Source organism: Pseudovibrio sp. Ad46, from assembly GCF_001623065.1.
Lineage (GTDB): Bacteria > Pseudomonadota > Alphaproteobacteria > Rhizobiales > Stappiaceae > Pseudovibrio.
On sequence record NZ_LMCG01000049.1, the window covers coordinates 210,175 to 228,444 of the forward strand.

At 49.0% G+C, this 18,270-nt stretch carries 13 protein-coding genes; 2 read left to right on the forward strand and 11 right to left on the reverse strand.

The window, feature by feature from the left end:
* Positions 1-7: 7 nt before the first annotated feature.
* The 5 genes from PsAD46_RS14120 to PsAD46_RS14140 all read right to left on the reverse strand — a co-directional run bounded on the left by PsAD46_RS14120 (position 8) and on the right by PsAD46_RS14140 (position 4,265).
* Complete coding sequence (locus PsAD46_RS14120) at positions 8-577, reverse strand: cytochrome b (protein WP_063307184.1); 570 nt, start codon at positions 575-577, stop codon at positions 8-10.
* Between the two features lie 99 nt (positions 578-676).
* The gene (locus tag PsAD46_RS14125) at positions 677-1,255 is read right to left on the reverse strand and encodes a YceI family protein (protein ID WP_063307185.1); all 579 of its coding nucleotides are present in this window, start codon (positions 1,253-1,255) and stop codon (positions 677-679) included.
* A 318-nt stretch (positions 1,256-1,573) separates the two neighbouring features.
* A complete protein-coding gene (locus PsAD46_RS14130; protein ID WP_057465999.1) occupies positions 1,574-2,077 on the reverse strand; it encodes a class I SAM-dependent methyltransferase in 504 nt (167 codons plus the stop codon).
* A gap of 93 nt (positions 2,078-2,170) precedes the next feature.
* Positions 2,171-2,719 carry a GNAT family N-acetyltransferase gene (locus tag PsAD46_RS14135; protein ID WP_063307186.1) on the reverse strand — a complete coding sequence of 183 codons (549 nt, stop codon included), beginning with the start codon at positions 2,717-2,719 and terminating at the stop codon, positions 2,171-2,173.
* Between the two features lie 70 nt (positions 2,720-2,789).
* Positions 2,790-4,265 carry an NAD-dependent succinate-semialdehyde dehydrogenase gene (locus PsAD46_RS14140; protein ID WP_063307187.1) on the reverse strand — a complete coding sequence of 492 codons (1,476 nt, stop codon included), beginning with the start codon at positions 4,263-4,265 and terminating at the stop codon, positions 2,790-2,792.
* A gap of 454 nt (positions 4,266-4,719) precedes the next feature.
* Here PsAD46_RS14140 and PsAD46_RS14145 point away from each other — a divergent pair, with 454 nt between their 5' ends.
* Complete coding sequence (locus PsAD46_RS14145; protein ID WP_063307188.1) at positions 4,720-5,736, forward strand: Ldh family oxidoreductase; 1,017 nt, start codon at positions 4,720-4,722, stop codon at positions 5,734-5,736.
* Here the strand turns inward: PsAD46_RS14145 and PsAD46_RS14150 are convergent.
* From PsAD46_RS14150 to PsAD46_RS14160, 3 genes are all read right to left on the reverse strand, one after another.
* The gene (locus tag PsAD46_RS14150; RefSeq protein ID WP_063307189.1) at positions 5,733-10,139 is read right to left on the reverse strand and encodes a translocation/assembly module TamB domain-containing protein; all 4,407 of its coding nucleotides are present in this window, start codon (positions 10,137-10,139) and stop codon (positions 5,733-5,735) included. The genes PsAD46_RS14145 and PsAD46_RS14150 overlap by 4 nt on opposite strands.
* Positions 10,140-10,191: 52 nt before the next feature.
* Positions 10,192-12,174 carry an autotransporter assembly complex family protein gene (locus tag PsAD46_RS14155; RefSeq protein ID WP_208980740.1) on the reverse strand — a complete coding sequence of 661 codons (1,983 nt, stop codon included), beginning with the start codon at positions 12,172-12,174 and terminating at the stop codon, positions 10,192-10,194.
* Positions 12,175-12,406: 232 nt separating this feature from the next.
* The gene (locus tag PsAD46_RS14160; protein WP_063293158.1) at positions 12,407-13,723 is read right to left on the reverse strand and encodes a UDP-glucose/GDP-mannose dehydrogenase family protein; all 1,317 of its coding nucleotides are present in this window, start codon (positions 13,721-13,723) and stop codon (positions 12,407-12,409) included.
* A 755-nt stretch (positions 13,724-14,478) separates the two neighbouring features.
* Between PsAD46_RS14160 and PsAD46_RS14165 the strand changes: the two genes are divergently transcribed.
* Positions 14,479-15,153, forward strand: a complete 675-nt coding sequence (locus PsAD46_RS14165) for a response regulator transcription factor (protein ID WP_057466177.1) — start codon at positions 14,479-14,481, stop codon at positions 15,151-15,153.
* A 60-nt stretch (positions 15,154-15,213) separates the two neighbouring features.
* Here the strand turns inward: PsAD46_RS14165 and fliI are convergent, their stop codons facing one another.
* The 3 genes from fliI to flgF are packed head-to-tail and all read right to left on the reverse strand — an operon-like array spanning position 15,214 to position 17,963.
* Positions 15,214-16,530: a flagellar protein export ATPase FliI gene (fliI, locus tag PsAD46_RS14170; protein WP_063288325.1), complete on the reverse strand. Its 1,317-nt coding sequence runs from the start codon at positions 16,528-16,530 to the stop codon at positions 15,214-15,216.
* A gap of 18 nt (positions 16,531-16,548) precedes the next feature.
* A complete protein-coding gene (locus PsAD46_RS14175) occupies positions 16,549-17,238 on the reverse strand; it encodes a hypothetical protein (RefSeq protein WP_063293156.1) in 690 nt (229 codons plus the stop codon).
* On the reverse strand, positions 17,238-17,963 hold the full coding sequence (gene flgF, locus PsAD46_RS14180; RefSeq protein WP_063293155.1) for a flagellar basal-body rod protein FlgF: 726 nt from the start codon (positions 17,961-17,963) through the stop codon (positions 17,238-17,240). Before flgF ends, PsAD46_RS14175 begins: the two co-directional genes overlap by 1 nt.
* Positions 17,964-18,270 lie beyond the last annotated feature (307 nt).

An 18,270-nucleotide genomic window follows, 5' to 3' on the forward strand; every position in this document is an offset into this window, starting at 1 on the left:
CCTCAAATTAGGCTTTTGAGGACAACATACGCTGTAAGACTTTATCCTTGGATATGAAGTAGTGCTTAAGGGCAGCTCCAACATGTGCAAGGATCACTGCGATAAACGCATACGCAGCCCAGCCATGCACTGCGGTGAAGAACGCAGATACATCTGCTTTTTGCCCCAAAAACTCAGGTGTTGGTAGATGCGGAATCTGAAAGAGGTTAAAGAAAACTGTCGGCAGTCCAAGCGGGCTGGACGAAACCAGCAACCATCCTGTCAGCGGCATCAGCAACATCAGAGCATATAAGCTGATGTGGCCCAAATGCGCAGCAAGCTTTTCCCAAACGGGCATTTCGGCAGGTAAGTCAGGTGTGATACCAGTGATTTTCCAAAGGATGCGCAATGAGATCAGTGCCAAAACGACAAAACCAATGGACTTATGAAGCTGATAAAGAGAGTAAGTGGCAGGCTCGAAAATCGGTAGCGTGACCATATAGAGGCCAAATCCCAACATACCAATGATAAGCGTTGCTATGGTCCAGTGTAGTGCAATTGCCACGATGCCATAGGCTGATCGAGTGTTCCTGATCATGGAAAAGGCCTTTTGATCGAGGGAAGGGACATTGCTGCCCCTTCTCAAAGTTCGACCAGACCCGTCAGAGCGTTCTCAGCATCCGACAGGCCGGAAACATTACTTAACAGTCGCTTCGAAGCTGATGTTGATGTTCACTTCGTCTGATACGTAAGGAACAGCCATCGCCATGCCAAAGTCAGAACGTTTGATCGTGGTAGTCGCATCCAGACCAACAGCTTGTTTCTTCGCCATTGGGTGCTCACCAAGCTGATTTACAACAACTTCAAGGACAGTTGGCTTGGTGATGCCACGGATGGTCAGATCACCAGTCACTTCCAGCTTCTTCTCACCAACCTGTTCAACCTTGGTGGACTTGAATGTTGCTGATGGGAACTTAGCAACATCAAACAGGTCAGCGCTCTTCAGGTGTGTGTCACGAGCTTCCCAGAATGTGTTGAGAGAGTTGACGTCAATTTCAACATCCACCTTAGAATTCGCTGGGTTTGCTTCATCAATGATCAGAGTAGGTGTCCAGTTGCCAAAACGACCGTCTGTGGTGGAATAACCCAGATGGTTGTAGTCAAAAGCGAGATTTGCGTGGGACATATCAACGTCGTAAGCAACAGGTTCAGCAACCGCTGCTGTAGCGAGGAAAGAAGCTGCGACTGCGAGCATTCCAAAGCGAACTGATTTCATTGTAATCTCCAATTATGTTGAACTGTGAATTTCAATCTTGGGCATACAATTGGCAGATGTTCTGGGAATTGCAATTAAACGCATTGTTCATCCCAGGTGCACAATCACGAGGAAGTCAGCAATATCGCCAATTTTTGCAAACATTGTTGCGGAAATGAGTTGCCACTGTGGCAATATAATGGAGTTTGTAAAGCCAGCTGATACAACTGCAAAAATATAAGGGTTTTACATCACACTTTCGTGTGTGATCTGTCAGTTAGAAACTCTAGTAATAAAAATGGGGAAGGGAGGCACACATATGCGCCTCCGATCAGGTACCTATGGTTTGTAAGTGAAGAGAATGCCGTTTTTATCGCGTAGGAACTCAAACTTTTCCTTTTTCAGAGTGTCGCGCAGGTTCGGCAGAACGCTCTTTTCATCAGCGATAAGCATATAGCCACCAACGCGAAGGTGACTGAGCATACGCTGCAGAAGTTTGACGCGCACATTGTTCGGCAACTCGTGGAAAAAACGGTCAGCAACAATTGCATCAAGATCTTGCGGGGGCGTGTAACCAAGTGCATCCACGTGAACAACCTCAATCGGCAGATTCTCCGTGTCTACTCGTTCCTGCAATTGGTCCAGACCTACTTTGGAGCTGTCGACAGCAATTACATTGTAACCGCGCTTAGCAAGAAAGATCGCGTCGCGTCCTTGTCCTGCACCCAGATCGAGAATTGTGCCGCTGTCAAAGTCGAGGTTTGAGAACAGTGTTGTAAACTGCTTGGAGGTATGGCCGAAGTAACTTTCGTCCTTGGCGTAAATCTTATCGTATTTCTGCATAACTCAGCCTGAATGGATCATTAGCTAAAGGATATACAGGAACGCAGAAAATGAACAAGCCCAACCCGGCGGATACAGGTTGGGCTCTTTGGTTTAAGTAAAGCTTTGCTTCATGAAAAGGGTCGGTTGTCCGAGGTAAGACCCATCCGTGTACTTCTCAAAGCCAACACGCTTAGCAAGGTTGACACTGGCTGTGTTCTCTGGGGCAATAATGCAATGAACCTCAGGAAACAGTCTGGAACTGCGCAGCCAGGATAGGCTCAGCTCAACAGCCTCCCGAGCATAACCTTTGCCATGAAACTTAGGCGAGATCACCCAGCCAGCTTCTGCAAACCCATCAAGGCTCGGAGTGATGTCTCGCTTAAAGTCAGAAAAACCAACGTCGCCAATAAGCTCTCCGCTGTTTTTCTCAATCACAGCCCAATACCCAAAACCGGAGAGGCTCCAGTGCCCCGCATACTTGAGGATGCGCCCCCACGTATCCGTTGGGCTGGAAGGCTTCCCCGAAATATAGCGAACCACATCAGGATCCGCCCACAAGGCGCAGCATGCCTCAAAATCTGAAGTTTGGTGAGCCCGCATGATAATGCGCTCGCCGTTAAGTGTTGGAGCAGCCGTACAGTGTTCTTCTTCGATAATCACGAAAGCAGTCCTCAAAAAGAAAAAGCCGAAGCGATGAACACTCCGGCTCCCACAAAATTAAAATTGAGCGTTAAAGGCCAAGCCCGCCAATGCAAGAGTACTTGATATTGATGTAGTCATCCACGCCGTATTTGGAACCCTCGTTCCCCATTCCGCTTTCTTTATATCCGCCAAACGGAGCATATTCGGTCGTGATCACACCTTCGTTTACGCCAACAAGACCATATTCCAATGCTTCCATAACACGGAAGGTCTGGCCTAAATCTTGGGTATAGAAGTAACAGGCGAGGCCATACTCTGTGTCATTCGCCATTTTGACCACGTCATCTTCACTCTCAAACTTGAAGACAGGGGCAAATGGACCAAAGGTCTCTTCCTTGGCAACCTTCATGTCTGGGGTCGCATTAAGCAGGAGTGTCGGTTCGAAGAACGTGCCACCTTGAGCATCTGGCTTGCCGCCTGTCACCACTGTGCCGCCTTTAGAAACGGCATCAGCGATCAGTTCTTCGACTTTTGCAACAGCGTGCTCATCAATAAGAGGGCCTTGGTTGGTACCCGACTTCAGACCATCGCCAACGCGCAGCTGATCTTCAATGGCAGCCTTCAGCTTTGCTGAGAATTCGTCGTAAATTCCTGCCTGAGCATAAATGCGGTTTGCGCAGACACAAGTCTGACCGGAATTTCTGAACTTGGATGCAATAGCACCTTCGACAGCCTTATCGAGATCAGCTGAATCAAACACGATAAACGGCGCATTGCCGCCAAGCTCCATAGAGACCTTTTTCATGTTGGCCAATGCTTTGGAGGCAAGCTGCTTACCCACTGGAGTAGATCCGGTAAAGGTGATCTTGCGGACCTTGTCGTTCTCACAAAGTTCATCAGCAATCTGAGCAGCAGAGCCGGTGATGATATTGATCACGCCAGTTGGAATTCCAGCCTGCTCCGCAAGTTCACCCAGGATCAAAGCGGAATAAGGCGTTTGGCTTGCTGGTTTTGCCACAACAGTACAGCCAGAACCAAGAGCTGCAGCCAGTTTACGTCCAAGCATGGAACTTGGAAAATTCCAAGGGGTAATGGCACCAACAACGCCGATGGGCTCCTTGGTCACCATAATACGGCGGTCCTTCCAAGGGGACGGGATCACATCGCCATAAACCCGCTTACCTTCCTCAGCGAAGAAACGAATGTAGTTGGCTGTGATGGCAACTTCACCGGTAGATTCAGCCAGCGGCTTACCCATTTCAACAGTGAGCAGCTCCGCAAGGTCCTTCTGGTTCTCAATGATCAGGTCTGCCCACCGCAGCATCAGATTGCAGCGCTCAGCAGCCGTCATCTTTGACCAGATGGCAAAAGCTGTATGAGCTGCATCGATTGCATCAGCAGTCTCAGGGCGGCCAAAACGCGGCACACGCCCGATAATTTCGCCTGTAGCTGGATTGTTTACGAGGATGGAATGGCTTTCATCACCGCTGACCCATTTTCCCCCTATGAGACAAGCTTCACGTAGGAGCGGAATTTCTTTGGTTGCTGAGAGTGTCGTACTCATGAGTATCTCCTGATGAAGTCATATCTCGCCAGGCAATGAGGAGAGATAGAAAAACAAGACCTAACAATGGCTTTATCTGACCTACACATATAAGTGGTAGATCTAGGAAAAACACCTAGTCCCCATAGGATTTACAAAGATTGATCCATTCTGCAATGGAAATCAGGGGGCGTAACGATTGTCTCTTTCTCAATGGAATACGCATAGAACCAAAACTCATGCAGTTATAAGCCGTTACGGGGATGAAATGGAGATGGGCCGAGCGGAAAAATATGGAATAATGTCATTCCTGCAAACTTGCGGGTGCCTGTCCTGTTGAAATGTCATCTGCTCCGCTCAAATGAGCAAACCCAATCCGCATTTATGTCTTTGCAAGAAACGCGCGCAATTGTGCTTATCCGCAAAATGTGTAAGGAGCGACGTGCTTAAGAACTCAAATAGCTAAGGGTGTTCCATGTCAGATACGGTCAATCTCTCATTAAAAGAAGCACGCAAACTTACTGAGGATGCTTTGTCTGCCAACAAAACAGATCCTGCAATTGCGAAGATCGTTGCAAAGGCTCTGGTGAACGCAGAGGCAGATGGCCAGGCAGGGCATGGCCTTTCCAGAATTCCGTCCTACACCGCCCAAACCAGAACCGGCAAAGTAGACGGCTTTGCCAAACCGGAAGCAGAGTTGGTTACTCCGGTTGTGCAGCGGATTGATGCCAAGTACGGATTTGCTTACCCCGCAATTGAAGTTGCATTGCCATTTTTAAAAGACGCCTCCTCGCAGAATGGACTGGCTTTGAGTGCGATCCGTCACTCTCACCACTTTGGGCAAGCAGGGGCACACTGTGAGCGCTTGGCGCGAGATGGAATGGTTGCCTTCATTTTTGGCAATGGCCCGAAGGCAATTGCAGCCTATGGCGGTAAGAACCCCATGTTCGGAACCAACCCAATTGCATTTGCAGCTCCTAATGGAGATGGAGAGCCACTTGTCATCGATCTAGCACTCTCTCGTGTTGCGCGCGGAAAGATCATGGCAGCGCAGCGAACAGGAAAATCCATCCCGGAAGGTTGGTCACTGGATAAAGACGGACAGCCAACCACCGATCCGGAGGCGGCGCTTGCAGGAACCATGATCCCTATTGGAGAGGCCAAAGGAGCGGCGTTGGCCATGATGATTGAGATCATGGCAGCTGGCCTGTGCGGAGCTGCATTTGGTTTTGAAGCGTCCAGTCTGTTCTCAGGAGAGGGCAACGCCCCTGATCTTGGTCAGGTTATTCTGGCAATTAACGCTGATCTTGTCTCTGGTGGTTTGTTCGCTGAACGCATGCAAACGCTTGTCGCTGCGATTGAGGCGGAGCAGGGCGCTCGCTTGCCAGGAACATCTCGCCTTGCTGCGCGTGCAAAAGCAGAGCAATACGGTATCAACCTGCCAAAGCCAATTTACGATGAGGCCGTCCGCCTCGCTGGGCCGTCGACTTAGTCGTATTCACGCTCATAGTAGAAGCCGGCTTTTGCATCTCCGTCGGAGCCGGCTTCACCACGAAGCTTCAGGAACTTCGTGACATCAATATCAACAGTTGCTGCATTGTCACCTGTTGTCGGCTCCTGTGTCACGCCCAGATAAATCCGCTCACTTATATAGCCACCAACGGCCAGTTCTGGATTTCCTGCTGCATCAAATTTGATATCGATGTCGCTGACACCCAGTAGATTGCGGAGTGTGCCCAATGGTCCTTCCACGCCAGTGCCTCCGGTTAGCGTTGCGATCGCGCTTGCAAGGCTTGCCAGCTGAATTGGCGAAAGATCGTTGACAGACTCGCCAAACAACAGTTGCGCAAGGACCTCATCCTTTGGCAGGCTTGGGACTGAAGTGAAATCAATCACCGGCATATCAGCAGGTCCACTCACCAGAACAGTCACTTCCGTTGAGCCAGATGTTGTCGTTGCCGCAAAATCGAGTGTTGGTACAAGAGAACCACTAAACGTCACATTACCGCGGCTGAGTGTCAGGCGTTTTGACAGAATATCGATACGGCCACGCACCAGAGAGAAAGCGCCCACGGTTTTCACATTGTCGAGCTGGCCGCCAATGTTAAGTGATCCGCCAGCTTCAGCGTTGACGCCGCGCCCACGGATGAAGATTTTGCCTGGTGCTTCCACGTCAACATTCAAACTGGCTTTCGAGATCGGGCTGGGTTGCTCGTTTTTCTTGGCGTTTTCCCGCCCTTCATCTTGAGCAAGGATCTTTGCTTGTTTGAGGATAGGCTTGGGCGCATTCAAATGCCGGACGATCACAGGATTGATACCGGAGTTAAAGGAGCTCGGTATTTCAATATCTGCCTGGTTAATGGTGACTTTGCCCGAAATTGCAGGAGGGGCGCCTGCATCGGCAAGAGAGCCCTGTAGTGCAAGATTGGCATCAATCAATGCACTAACAAATGTCCCGTCAACATAGCGGCCACCATCAATCGTGAGTTCTATTTGAGCAGGCAGGCCTGAACCCAGCCCAAGTTTGCCATCAAGTACCAACGTGCCACCATTGCTGAACTTGGCAGCAAATTTATTGATCGCAATCTCTTGCCGTGTGACCTTAATGTCACCTGAGTAGTCTGTCAGCGTCATGCCAGTTGAGAGCTGCGTGGTCTCAAGGTTCACAGGCTGGATATCTATGGCGATCTGAGGGTCCATGAGGGAGCCGGAAACTGAGCCGCTGAGACGAAAGCCACCACTGCCACCCAAATTCTGCTCGATCAACTTGGCTCCCACCACATCAAGGGGGATGTTGCCAGCCGTGGTCAAAGACACTTCTTGACCATCTGCAAGCCCAATTGCCCCTGAAGCCTCAACGTTCAAGCCTGAGCTGTTGGCGATGGTGGTTTTCTGGTCAATTTTGTTGTCAGCAAATGAGCCGGTGCTCTCAATCTGAAGTGGGAGGATGCGGTTATCCTGAAGCGGCTTTGCTGAAAATTGGCTCAACGCAAGCCGCCAGCTGACTTGAGGTGCGTCGTTCTCTCCAAAGGCGCGAACGGTCCCGTTGAGAGCACCATCCAAGGCAAGGCTTGGAACAAAGGCATTCGCTATGGAAAGTGGCAGCTGCTTCAGTTCGGCGTTGATGTCGAGCTGATTGCTGTTGCTCCCGTAAACATTTAAAGAGCCACTGCCAAGAGCCAGCTCAAAGGAGGACACAGTCCGTTTGTCTTCAAGTAGCGAAATCACTGCTGGTTGCTTGAGGTTTGTCTGGATCCCCTTGTAGCGGCCATTAAGAGAGTTCAGCGTAAGAATGATCCCTTCGGGAACAGCTTGCACCAGCCCTGTGCTTTGAACTTGGTCGTTGTTTTCAGCGAATTCGGCATTAATGGAAAAGCCAGTTGCAACCTCTGCACTTGCCTTGCCTTCAACAGGTGTCGCATTTAATGTCAACGATCTCAGGTTTACCCCTTCCACTTCAACACCATCGAGCGCAATGTTCGCATTTGCAGCTGGGCGTGTGAAAGGTTTGTCTATCCAGCCTTTTGCGACAAAGGACATGATGGAACTTTGCGCAAACCGAAGGTTTTCGCTGTTAAGATCAAATGAGATCTTGGCATCTCCGTTGTCCTGCTCAATATCGATTTGTCCATGAGCCTGACCTTCCATCTCGGTCAAGGCCAGTGATGACAAAGTGCTCAGATCATTGGCTTCAATGGTGAACTGCCCAACCAAACCTTGTGGTAGAAGCGCAAGATCAGCAGCATGTGCATTGCCACTGAGTTTGTTTCCGCCCAAATCAAAATCCAGCGTTGGAACAGACAGTTTGCCAGCCTCACTCAGCAGCTTGAACTTGCCAACAAGCTCTTCCCCTTTAAATCTGCCTGTGAGATTGATGTCCGCATTGGGGGCCGTTTCAGAAAGCGTCCCATCTGCAACAAGCTGCAACTTCTCTAAGGGAGTGCCATCCATCTCAATCCGGTCAGAGTGTATTTCAAGTGTCACTTCAGGTGCAGAAGCATTACCTGAAACCTTCCCGCTGGCAGTGAGGGCCCCACTTACACGGGGCTCCAGCAGATCGAGTTGATGCACTTGGGCAGAAAATGCACCATCCAGCTGACGATCTTGCAAACTGCCATGAGCTTCAAATTGTCCAAACATGTTCTCAAAGGAAAGGACTTCCAGTCGGCCATATGAAGCGAGCAGGTCGGTGCTATCAAGGGTTGCTGCAAGCTTGGCAGAAAACCTACCCGGGGAAGTGAGAATTCGGTCAACGCGCTCATTTTGCAGACTCACACGGCTGCTGGTTCCCTTGAGATTGATCTCTCCAGATTGTTTTTGGAAATCCGCCAGTAAAGATAATTGAGCCTCAACAAAGCCGCTTACGTTTTGCTGCACAAATCTTGACAGAAGGCTAAAGTCAGATACAGAAAGATTGCCCTGTGCCTGTCCGTTGCTCGGCGAGAGTTCTACCAGATTAAACCGTGCAGCCGCTGCATCACTCTCCAAATGTAAGTCGCTTAGCTTTAGTTTCTCCTGATTTGGAAACACTGTACCTTTGAGCGAAACACTTATATTCTTGATGTTTTGGTCTTGTGAAGCTCCAGCAAGATGGACACCACTAACTTGGAGAAGCGCTTCAAGCGGGATGGACATCATCTGCGCGGAAATGTGTGCACCATCACCTTTTGCAGAAAGGCTAAGCGCCCCCAGATCCGCTTCTTGTGTTTGAATCTTATCTGCCTGAACAGAGAGCTCCCAATTCAGGCTCTCAAGCGGTCCCGAAGCCGATGCAGTCACAGACAAAGTATCCAGTTGAACAGCCTGCTCGCCAGTCTTGATGAGAAGTGGTTTAGTGTTGCTCTCAAGTGTCTGGATTTGGATCTTCGCTATCAAAGAGTTCTTGTCAGTTGCGTATGTGTTCTCCAAATGCGCTAAGATCGCACCGGTTGAAAGCTTTCCGGTTGCTGAAAGCGGCAGATAATCTTCATTGAGTGTCGCGTTTGCAAACCACGTAGTCTGCCCCGCAAATAGGCTGGAGATAGAAGAGGGAAGAAACTGCTCGAGTTCCCCCGATAAATGTGTAGTTAGTGACTTCTGCGTTCCACTTTGCGCAAGAGTAATCTCACCATCAATGGCTCGAACCCTATTCAGATCTACTTGTAATGAAGACGACCAGTTTGTCAGCGGGCCGCCACCTTCCATAACTAGCGCAAAACTCGGTGCATCCGGAAGGTCAAGAAGATTGGCAGTCAGCCCATTGGCTGCTTCAGAGACCATGCCACGGAAATTGACTACGCCATCTGCCGGATCAAAATCGACGTTAATGCTTGCTGTGCCCTGAACGTCGCCAGTGCGTGAAATGTTGAGCTTGCCGGCAATTTTGTCAGGAGAACTCGCATAAGTCGCAGTGCCCGTGATCTCGAACTGAGCAGACATCCCGGCAATAGAAGCGGGGAGGGCAAGTTCTTTGACGTTGAGGCTTTGGAGATCAATGGTGTTGAAAGGTAGGGTAATGCCTGTTTCTTCAGTAGGGATAGGTTCAGAAACCGGATTTTCCGTAGCTTCTGGCAATCGTGCTAATGCAATCCGTTGTGCTGCGACTTCGTGAATATCAAGTGCGCCGAAAAGAATCGAAAGCGGTGACCATCGAACTGAAGCACTGTGAATTTCAAGCCATGTGCCCTTCGCATCGGAAAGATAGACCCCATCTGCAAACAGATTGCCGGAAGCGGTCAGGCGAGGTTGATCAATCCTCACATCTGGCAAAAAAGAGCTCAAAGTTGATCCGAGGAATTGGCGACCTGCTTGAAAACTAGTTGTCACCACAAGTCCCGCATAAACCACAAGTACCAGCACGAGAAGAAGGGCTAGTATTTTGCCAAGGGTCATTGTGATACGTCGGACCAGTTGCATTCGCTCTTTGATCTTTCTCTTGTTAACGCATGCCTTCTGTAGGCGGTGCTGATTAGAAGGACTGACTTAAACCAATATAGACTGCAAACGGCGGATCATTGCGCTGAGGTTCAAGTGGGACACCAACATCAAGCCGCAAAGGGCCAACAGGTGTGAAATAGCGCACCCCTCCGCCAACACCTACGCTGAAGGGCTCATCGAAGTTTGGAAACTGGGTCAAATATGCAGCGCCTGCATCTACAAATCCGACGAGACCAATGTTTTCGGTAATTCTTGTTCTGACTTCACCATTAAACAGCATGAAACTGCGCCCACCCGTAACTTCGTCATCCAAACGCGGCCCCACGTTTTTGTAAGCATACCCTCGGATTGATCCACCACCTCCAAGGAAGAACCTCCGTGCAGCGGGGACATCCTGAACCGACGGGGCGATAATTGCACCAGCTGATACGCGGCCAGCTAAAACAACACGGTCCGTACCTACAATCGGCAGGTAACTGGCAATCGAGCCTTGAGAATACAGGTTTTCGGTATCACCAAGCACGTCATAGGCTGGTTCAAAGAATAATTTGGCTTCAATACCATTGGTCGGGTTCAAAGCGTCATTGCGTGTGTCGTAAGTCAGGTCTGCAGGAATTCCCAATAGGAAGTAATCATTCTGGCCAAAAACGTCCCGTTCATTGGCAAAATAGACTTCTGCACCAATTCGGCCGCTCAAAGCCTCTGTAAAATCACGGGATAGATAAGCATCGTATGTAAATGACGTGCTGCGATAGTTATCTGGGTTTTCCTGAACGGCAGCGACGCTGGTTGAAAAAGCGGTCAACGGTCCAATCGCACCGGGTTTTTCAAAGGTGACGCGGGCGGCATACTCAATCTGCTCGTTATTTACGGCAAGAAGCTGGCCGACTGCGCCGGTGACTGAAAGTCGCTCCGCTTTTCCAAACAGATTGCGGTGTCGCCAGTATCCATCAAAACCAACGCCTTCATTACTGGAGTAATTGGCACCAATTCCAAAAACTTTCCGTGGGCGTTCTGCCACAACAATCGTCAGAGGCAGTTCACCGTTCGCATCAAGCTGGTCATCAGGTTCAAAGCGAATGCTGGAGAAGACTTCCAGATCCCTCAGTCTGCTCTGTGCGTGAGAGATAACTTTGGCATCCCACTGCGCACCGCGAGGAAGGTTTGCGTAACTGCGAACAAACTCAGGATCCATTTTGACTGTGCCGGAAACAGAAACCGGACCAAACCGCGCATATGGTCCACTGACAATATCCAGTTTAACTTTGAGCGTCTGACTGGCGTGATTGGCCAGTAACTGCCGGTTCCCCACTTTCGCAAATGGATATCCTTCATCCTTAAGGAACTTAATAGCCAGCTTTTCTGCTTCCAGCACCTTAGCTGAAAGTGCTGGCATTCCTTCGACAAGGCCGAGTGACTGCGCGTTGGGCAGGTCAAGATCATTCTCTGTTGCCGAACCTTTATAATTTACATCTGCATTGCCAAAGTGAAACTGAACACCTCTGTTAATCTCCACGAGAATAGGAATAGGGCGCTCTGTAATCTTCTCAGGATGAAGGATGGCTTGATTAAGTGGTGATCCTGCTACGGTGATTTGAACCAGAGCACCATAATATCCATCTTCATAAAGCTTACCAATCAGGCGTTCAAAGTCCTGAGTTGCGCGGGCGAGAACGCCACTGGCGCCAGACGGAAGCTTCTTGACGTCCTGAACCAAAAGACTGACGGACTGCAGCTCTTCCTCAAGTTCACTCGGCTGGTCTTCATGTTCCCCAACAACACGGAACTCAACCGTGTAAGGTGTCGGGTCTGGCACACCAGCTAAGCTATCTTCATCACTCTCGGCTTTTTCACCCCAGAGATGGTATCCGAAAAGTTCAAAGGCATAGGCTTGCGAAAAGCTGCTGAATGAAAGGCACAAGCAAACAAGCAAAGCAACAGCGCGAGGAATTTTGACGTTCCATGGCCAACCAGAGGCTATACGCTCTCGTCTGTTTTTATGCTTGTAAAGCAACTAGGATAGGCTCCAACAATCTTCCAAAATGCAGATTGCTCTCAGCTCATAAAGCTCTTGGGATTAGCCCTGAGAGAATCTGCTCACGCGATAATTAAAATTCGCATGATTGGTGTGTTGAAAGCAAACCGCAATTGTCACCTCTTTGGTAACAGCACATAAAAATTGGGCATGGATTGTGGGAGGCGAGAAAAGTCCCGGCAAAACACATAATTCGCCGGGACCTTATTGTTTAGACTTCTTCGTCAGGACGTCCAATACAGGTGTAAGAGAAGCCGTGTTTTGCAACTTCGTCTTTGCCGTAGATGTTTCTGAGATCCACGAGCACTGGAGTCGCCATCTCGTCTTTAAGGCGGCTGAAGTCGAGAACGCGGAACGCATCCCACTCGGTCACAATAACCAGAGCATGTGCACCCTTTGCAATCTCGTAGGCATTACTTCCGAATGTAACATCCTCTAAAAGCTCTACAGCTGAATCCATACCTTCAGGATCATAGGCGTGAATGTCAGCACCTTTGTCTTGAAGCGCCTGAATAATGGAAAGGGCAGGGCTGTCGCGCATATCGTCTGTGTTTGGCTTAAAGGTCAGGCCAAGCACTGCGATTTTCTTGCCGCGAACATCCCCACCAATAGCCGCTGCTACTTTCTTGGACATAGAACGTTTGCGTTGATCGTTGATTGAACAAGTGGTCTCAATCAGGCGTACAGGGCTGGAGTAGTCCTGCGCAGTCTTAACAAGCGCAAGTGTATCTTTCGGGAAGCAAGAACCACCATAACCAGGGCCAGCATTCAGGAACTTGCCACCAATACGATTATCAAGACCGATGCCTCGGGCAACATCCTGAACGTCTGCTCCAACTGCTTCACTCAGATCAGCAAGTTCGTTGATGAACGTGATCTTCATCGCAAGGAAGGCATTGCCGGCATACTTGATCAGCTCAGAGGTGCGGCGGCTGGTGAACAGAATTGGAGAGTGGTTGAGATACAAAGGACGGTAGACTTCAGTCATAACCGATTTTGCGCGTTCATGAGAAAGGCCGACAACAATACGATCAGGGCGTTTGAAGTCATTAATCGCAGCACCCTCGCGCAAGAACTCTGGATTTGAAACAACCTCAAAATCCGCATTTGGATTTGCTTCGCGAATAATGCGCTCGACTTCATCTCCCGTACCAACCGGAACAGTCGATTTAGTGACAACGACTGTAAAGCCATTAAGGGACGTTGCGATCTCTTCAGCCGCTGCATACACGTAGCTAAGGTCGGCGTGCCCATCTCCGCGGCGGGAAGGGGTGCCGACTGCGATGAAGATAACGTCGGCTTTACGAACCGCGTCAGGTAGCTCAGTTGTAAAGCTCAAGCGGCCAGCTTTCACATTGCTGGCAACCAGCTCTTCCAGACCCGGCTCGTAAATTGGGATTTGCCCGTTCTTCAGCTTTTCAATCTTGTCTTCTGCTTTATCAACGCAGATGACCTCATGACCAAAATCAGCAAAACACGTGCCTGAAACCAACCCGACGTAGCCGCTGCCTATTACTGTAATTAACATTGTGTCTCCTGCACGAGCCGATCTTTTCTGGATGTGCAAATAGGTTTGTTTAAGTTGAAACGCAATAGTACATAACCTGAGATGAAACACATCCCACAGTTAGGTATATCCCCCTGATAACGTGGTATCCTTGCCCGAAAAAAGACACGCATTGTGGTAAAATTGTAGTCGAATTGTGACGAGTATTTGAGAGTATAGCTCTGTTATTTATCTAAAGTTCTAGGAGAATACATTTCTTTTCTAAGTAGGAAAATGCTGCCTACTAAGAATTGGATGGTTAATGTGCTAATTTAGATAAAATTACATGAGATATACAATTGTAAGAATAAGTAGAAGTACGCCCGTTTTTCTCCGGCTTTAATGCTTCTTTTTGATTCTACTCCTTGTGCCAATAGTAGCTAACTTAAAATTGCTAATAGTTTATCCCAAGGATTTTTCCCGTATGACGCGAACTCAAATATGGAGAGGATGTGGCAAAAATATGCCTTTGAATTTTTGTCCTACAAAAAATAAGGGTATGAGAAATAAAGATTGAAATTCGAAAGAATTCGAAAAATGACGGAAACCGGTACCTATGTTTTGCATTAAGTTAAAATTGTAAGTAAAGTTTATTCTTATTTTCTATTATAATTACTATAGTTTCTTGTGAGGTTTTACTTGGTGCTGAAGGTAAAAATTCTTCAAGAGAAATTGACAGAATGTGTTTCACTGATTTACCAGCGATGTATTCATTTGGGAATGAATGGGTTGGGGTTATGTATTTAATTGTTGATGAACAACAGCTTGTGACCGATGGGTATGCATCTGGATTTGAGCGAGAAGGTATTTCGACAAGTGGCTTTAGTCCGGATGACTTTCGGGATTGGTTAAATACTGCACCTGATACCGAGTTCGAGGCCGTCGAAGCTATTTTGATTGGTGAGATAGGGGAACGTGAAAAGTTCCCGCAGATTATCCGCCGTAGGTGCTCTCAAAAACCGGTATTGGTTCTGAATAGCAGTCCGGTTTTGGAACAGACACTGAAGTTGTTTGCTGCTGGTGTAGATGACGTCGTCCGTAAGCCGGTGCATCCGCAAGAGATACTTGCGCGTGTCAACGCAATCAAGCGCCGGACAACGAACCAAAGCATTAACGTCGAGCTAGGTGATCTTACCGTATACTTTGATGGACGGGATCCTGAAATCAAAGGGAAGACACTGGCATTACCACGCCGAGAGCGTCGTATTCTTGAGTACCTTGCTCAGAATAACGGACGGCGACTGACGAAAACTCAGATTTACAACTTTGTCTATGGCATCTTTGAAAGTGAAGTAGACGAAAATGTAATCGAAAGTCACATCAGTAAGCTAAGAAAGAAACTACGCACACAGATGGGGTATGATCCCATCGATTCAAAGCGTTATCTCGGCTATATAATTAATTCTCTGTAACAACAAAAAAGGCTGCTTGAGCAGCCTTTTTTGTTGTTTAGGTCTCGTATCTTTTTTCTTTTACAGAAGCTGAGCCAGCTCAGTAAAGGCATCCTGGCTTGAGGGGGCGTCCAAGCCCTGTACAAGCGCATTGTAGACCTTCGGGGCAACCTCAATGGCTTGGTCGAGCAAGGGGTCTACACCCTCTTTGTAGCCACCCATCATGCGTAGATCTTTGGTATCTTCAAACTTCGCAATCATTGCCTTTAGTTTCAGGATGAGCTCACGTTCCTGAGGGGACCAGCAGCTTTGCGCAAGTCGCGAGATGGAGCCGAGGACATTGACGGCAGGATACCGGCCTTCCTCAGCAATATGCCGATCCAGAACGACATGCCCATCCAGTAGACCTCTGATGTTGTCTGCGACAGGGTCATTATGGTCATCACCATCAACGAGCACGGAAAAGATGGCGGTCATCATGCCGCTTCCTTCGATGCCAGGACCTGCACGTTCGAGCAGGAGGGGGAGTTCCGAGAATACGCTCGGTGGATAGCCGCGAGAAAGAGCAGGCTCTCCAGCTGCCAATGCAACGTCACGTAGGGCGTGTGCGTAGCGAGTGACGCTATCAACGATCAATAAAACAGATTGTCCTTGATCTCTGAAGTGCTCGGCCACCGTCATTGCTGTTTTAGGAGCAAGCCGTCGCATCATGGGGCTTTCATCGCCTGTAGCAACCACCACCACGGATTTGGAGAGTTGATCTCCAAGTGTCTCTTCGACGAACTCACGAACTTCACGGCCACGTTCGCCGATTAGCCCGATAACGACAGTGTCGAAAGAGTTACTTCGTGCGATCATGGAGAGCAGTGTTGATTTACCTACGCCAGACCCGGCAAAGATGCCCAGGCGCTGACCATGGCAAATTGGTGTAAAGAGGTCGAGCACCCGTACCCCAGTTAAGGCAGCGTCTTTAACACGCGCACGGTGAACTGGCGGAGGGGGGAGGGTATTAAATGACGCAAGAGATGGTCCTTCAGTCATCGGACCGAGACCATCGATTGGCTGTCCAAACGCATTGATAATGCGCCCGCGCCAGTTGTTGTCCGGATAAAAGCTAAGTTCGCCGCAACGCTTTACCTTGATCCCAAGACCGAGGTCAGATCTGGATGCATAGGGCTTCACAAGCACACTGTCAGGTTCAATTCGGATGACTTCTCCAAATTCTTCACCGTTGTTGCTCATGTAGGAGACCTGGTCTCCCAAGTTAACGCCACCTGAAAGGCCCTTAACTCTAAGATGATTAGGGGTAACCTCACAGAGGGTTCCGCTTATCTCAATGTTCCATGAGCTTGATGGAATTTGAGCGGTAAGTTCCTGAATGCGCGCAAGGGCGGTCATAAACAACCTTTTGAAGTATTAGCTTTGTGCAATTGTATTGCGATGCCGCTCTTGTAGCTGCTTGAGCAAATCATCTGGCAGCAAGTTCCGAGCATCCTGTGACAGCTTATCAACTGTTGGAAGTGTTGATGTTTCCAAGTCAGAAGAAGTTTTTTCCTCGTTCTTCGAGCTACCAGCCAGAGCTTCAATCAGCTTGTCCTCATTTCCCATAGAAATGGCTTCGGCAGAAGCGATATTGCCAAAAAGCGGAGGAATTTCTTTGGACTGGACGGGCAGGATTGGCGTTCCCCTTTGCAGTGAGGACACCATATCTGAAGCAGGTGCAGGTGCAGCTGGACTTGCCTGTATTTTTTTCTCAATGGTGCTGAGAGCTGTTGCCTTGTCTGTGGCCGCGTTCTCCGCGTCCAGCACACCAGAAATCTTCATTTCTGCAAGGTTTCCAGCGACGAGGCCCGCCATTCCCAGAGGGCCGGCAATCATCCCATACAATGAGCTACCTGCAACGCGAGAGCGAACAGAAGCCTCATCACCAGTAATTTCTCGATAGAGAGTATTTACACCGGGGATGTGCTGCAATGGATTGATGATATCAAGCAACTCACCCAAACTAAATGGTTTGGGTGATGAGGTCTTAGTATTATTGGAGGTGCTTCCGGCACGAGTATCTTCCGAAGTGCCAGAAATTGATTGAACCGGATTAACAGCCATCAGCTCTCTCCAAGTTTTCGTATAGTCTGCTGCCGAATACTTTCCACACTCTGCATCATCGAATTTGTACTTTCAAAAGCACGGGTGATGGTGATGAGCTTGGTGATCTCAGAGATTGGATTAATGTTCGAGCCTTCTACGAAGCCCTGGGCGAATCCATTCTCTGTAAAATCCTGAATTGGTTCTGCGAGCGCGTCAGGTATTACAGCAGAATTTCCTGCGCGGCTCAGCTTGGCATCCTGAGGAATGGAGAAAAGGCCGAGTACGCCAACCTGACGGCCTTCTTGATAGATGGAGCCATCCTTAGCAATCTCTGGAGCTCCGCCAAGTGGGTCCAGGATAATTGGTGCATTTCCGCTATCAAGAATTGGATTGCCTTCGATGCTCCTGAGGATGCCATCAACACCGATCTGAAAACGGCCATCTCGAGTATAAGCAACACCATTGCCGGTTTGAATACCCAGCCAGCCGTTGCCATCAATCGCGACATCAAGAGAATTACCAGTTTGCTTGATCGTGCCAGCCTGCGTCGAGATATAGTTCTCTCCAGTGGACGCAAAGGAAACAGGATCTTTGCCCGGGCTCTTAACGAGACTATCGAATTTGACTTCTGTAGACCGATAGCCAGCAGTTTCCATGTTGGCTACATTTCGCGCAACTGTCTCAAGTCGGCGCTCAAGGGCCATTTGCCCGGAAAGGGAGACATAAAGAGAAGGGACGACCATAAATTTAGACTCCAAATCCGATCAAGCTACTATCGCTGATATTTCCTGCAGGTTTGCGTGGTTCGCGGCCTTCTATGGTGTTCATAGTTGCGCCTCCCAATGTAGTATCCATGCTCAAAGTCAGAAGCGCATATCGCGTTAATGTGCTGATCATAGCAAACCTATCTACACTCAAATGCTTCGAGAGAATGCTCTTTAGGGCTTGTCTGAAGCTGTACGGGTGTTTGTTAGGATTTCAACGTCTTTACGCCAGCTTCGGACAAGTAAGTCTCGCTACCACAAAATAAGAAAAGTGCTTGTCCGGTAA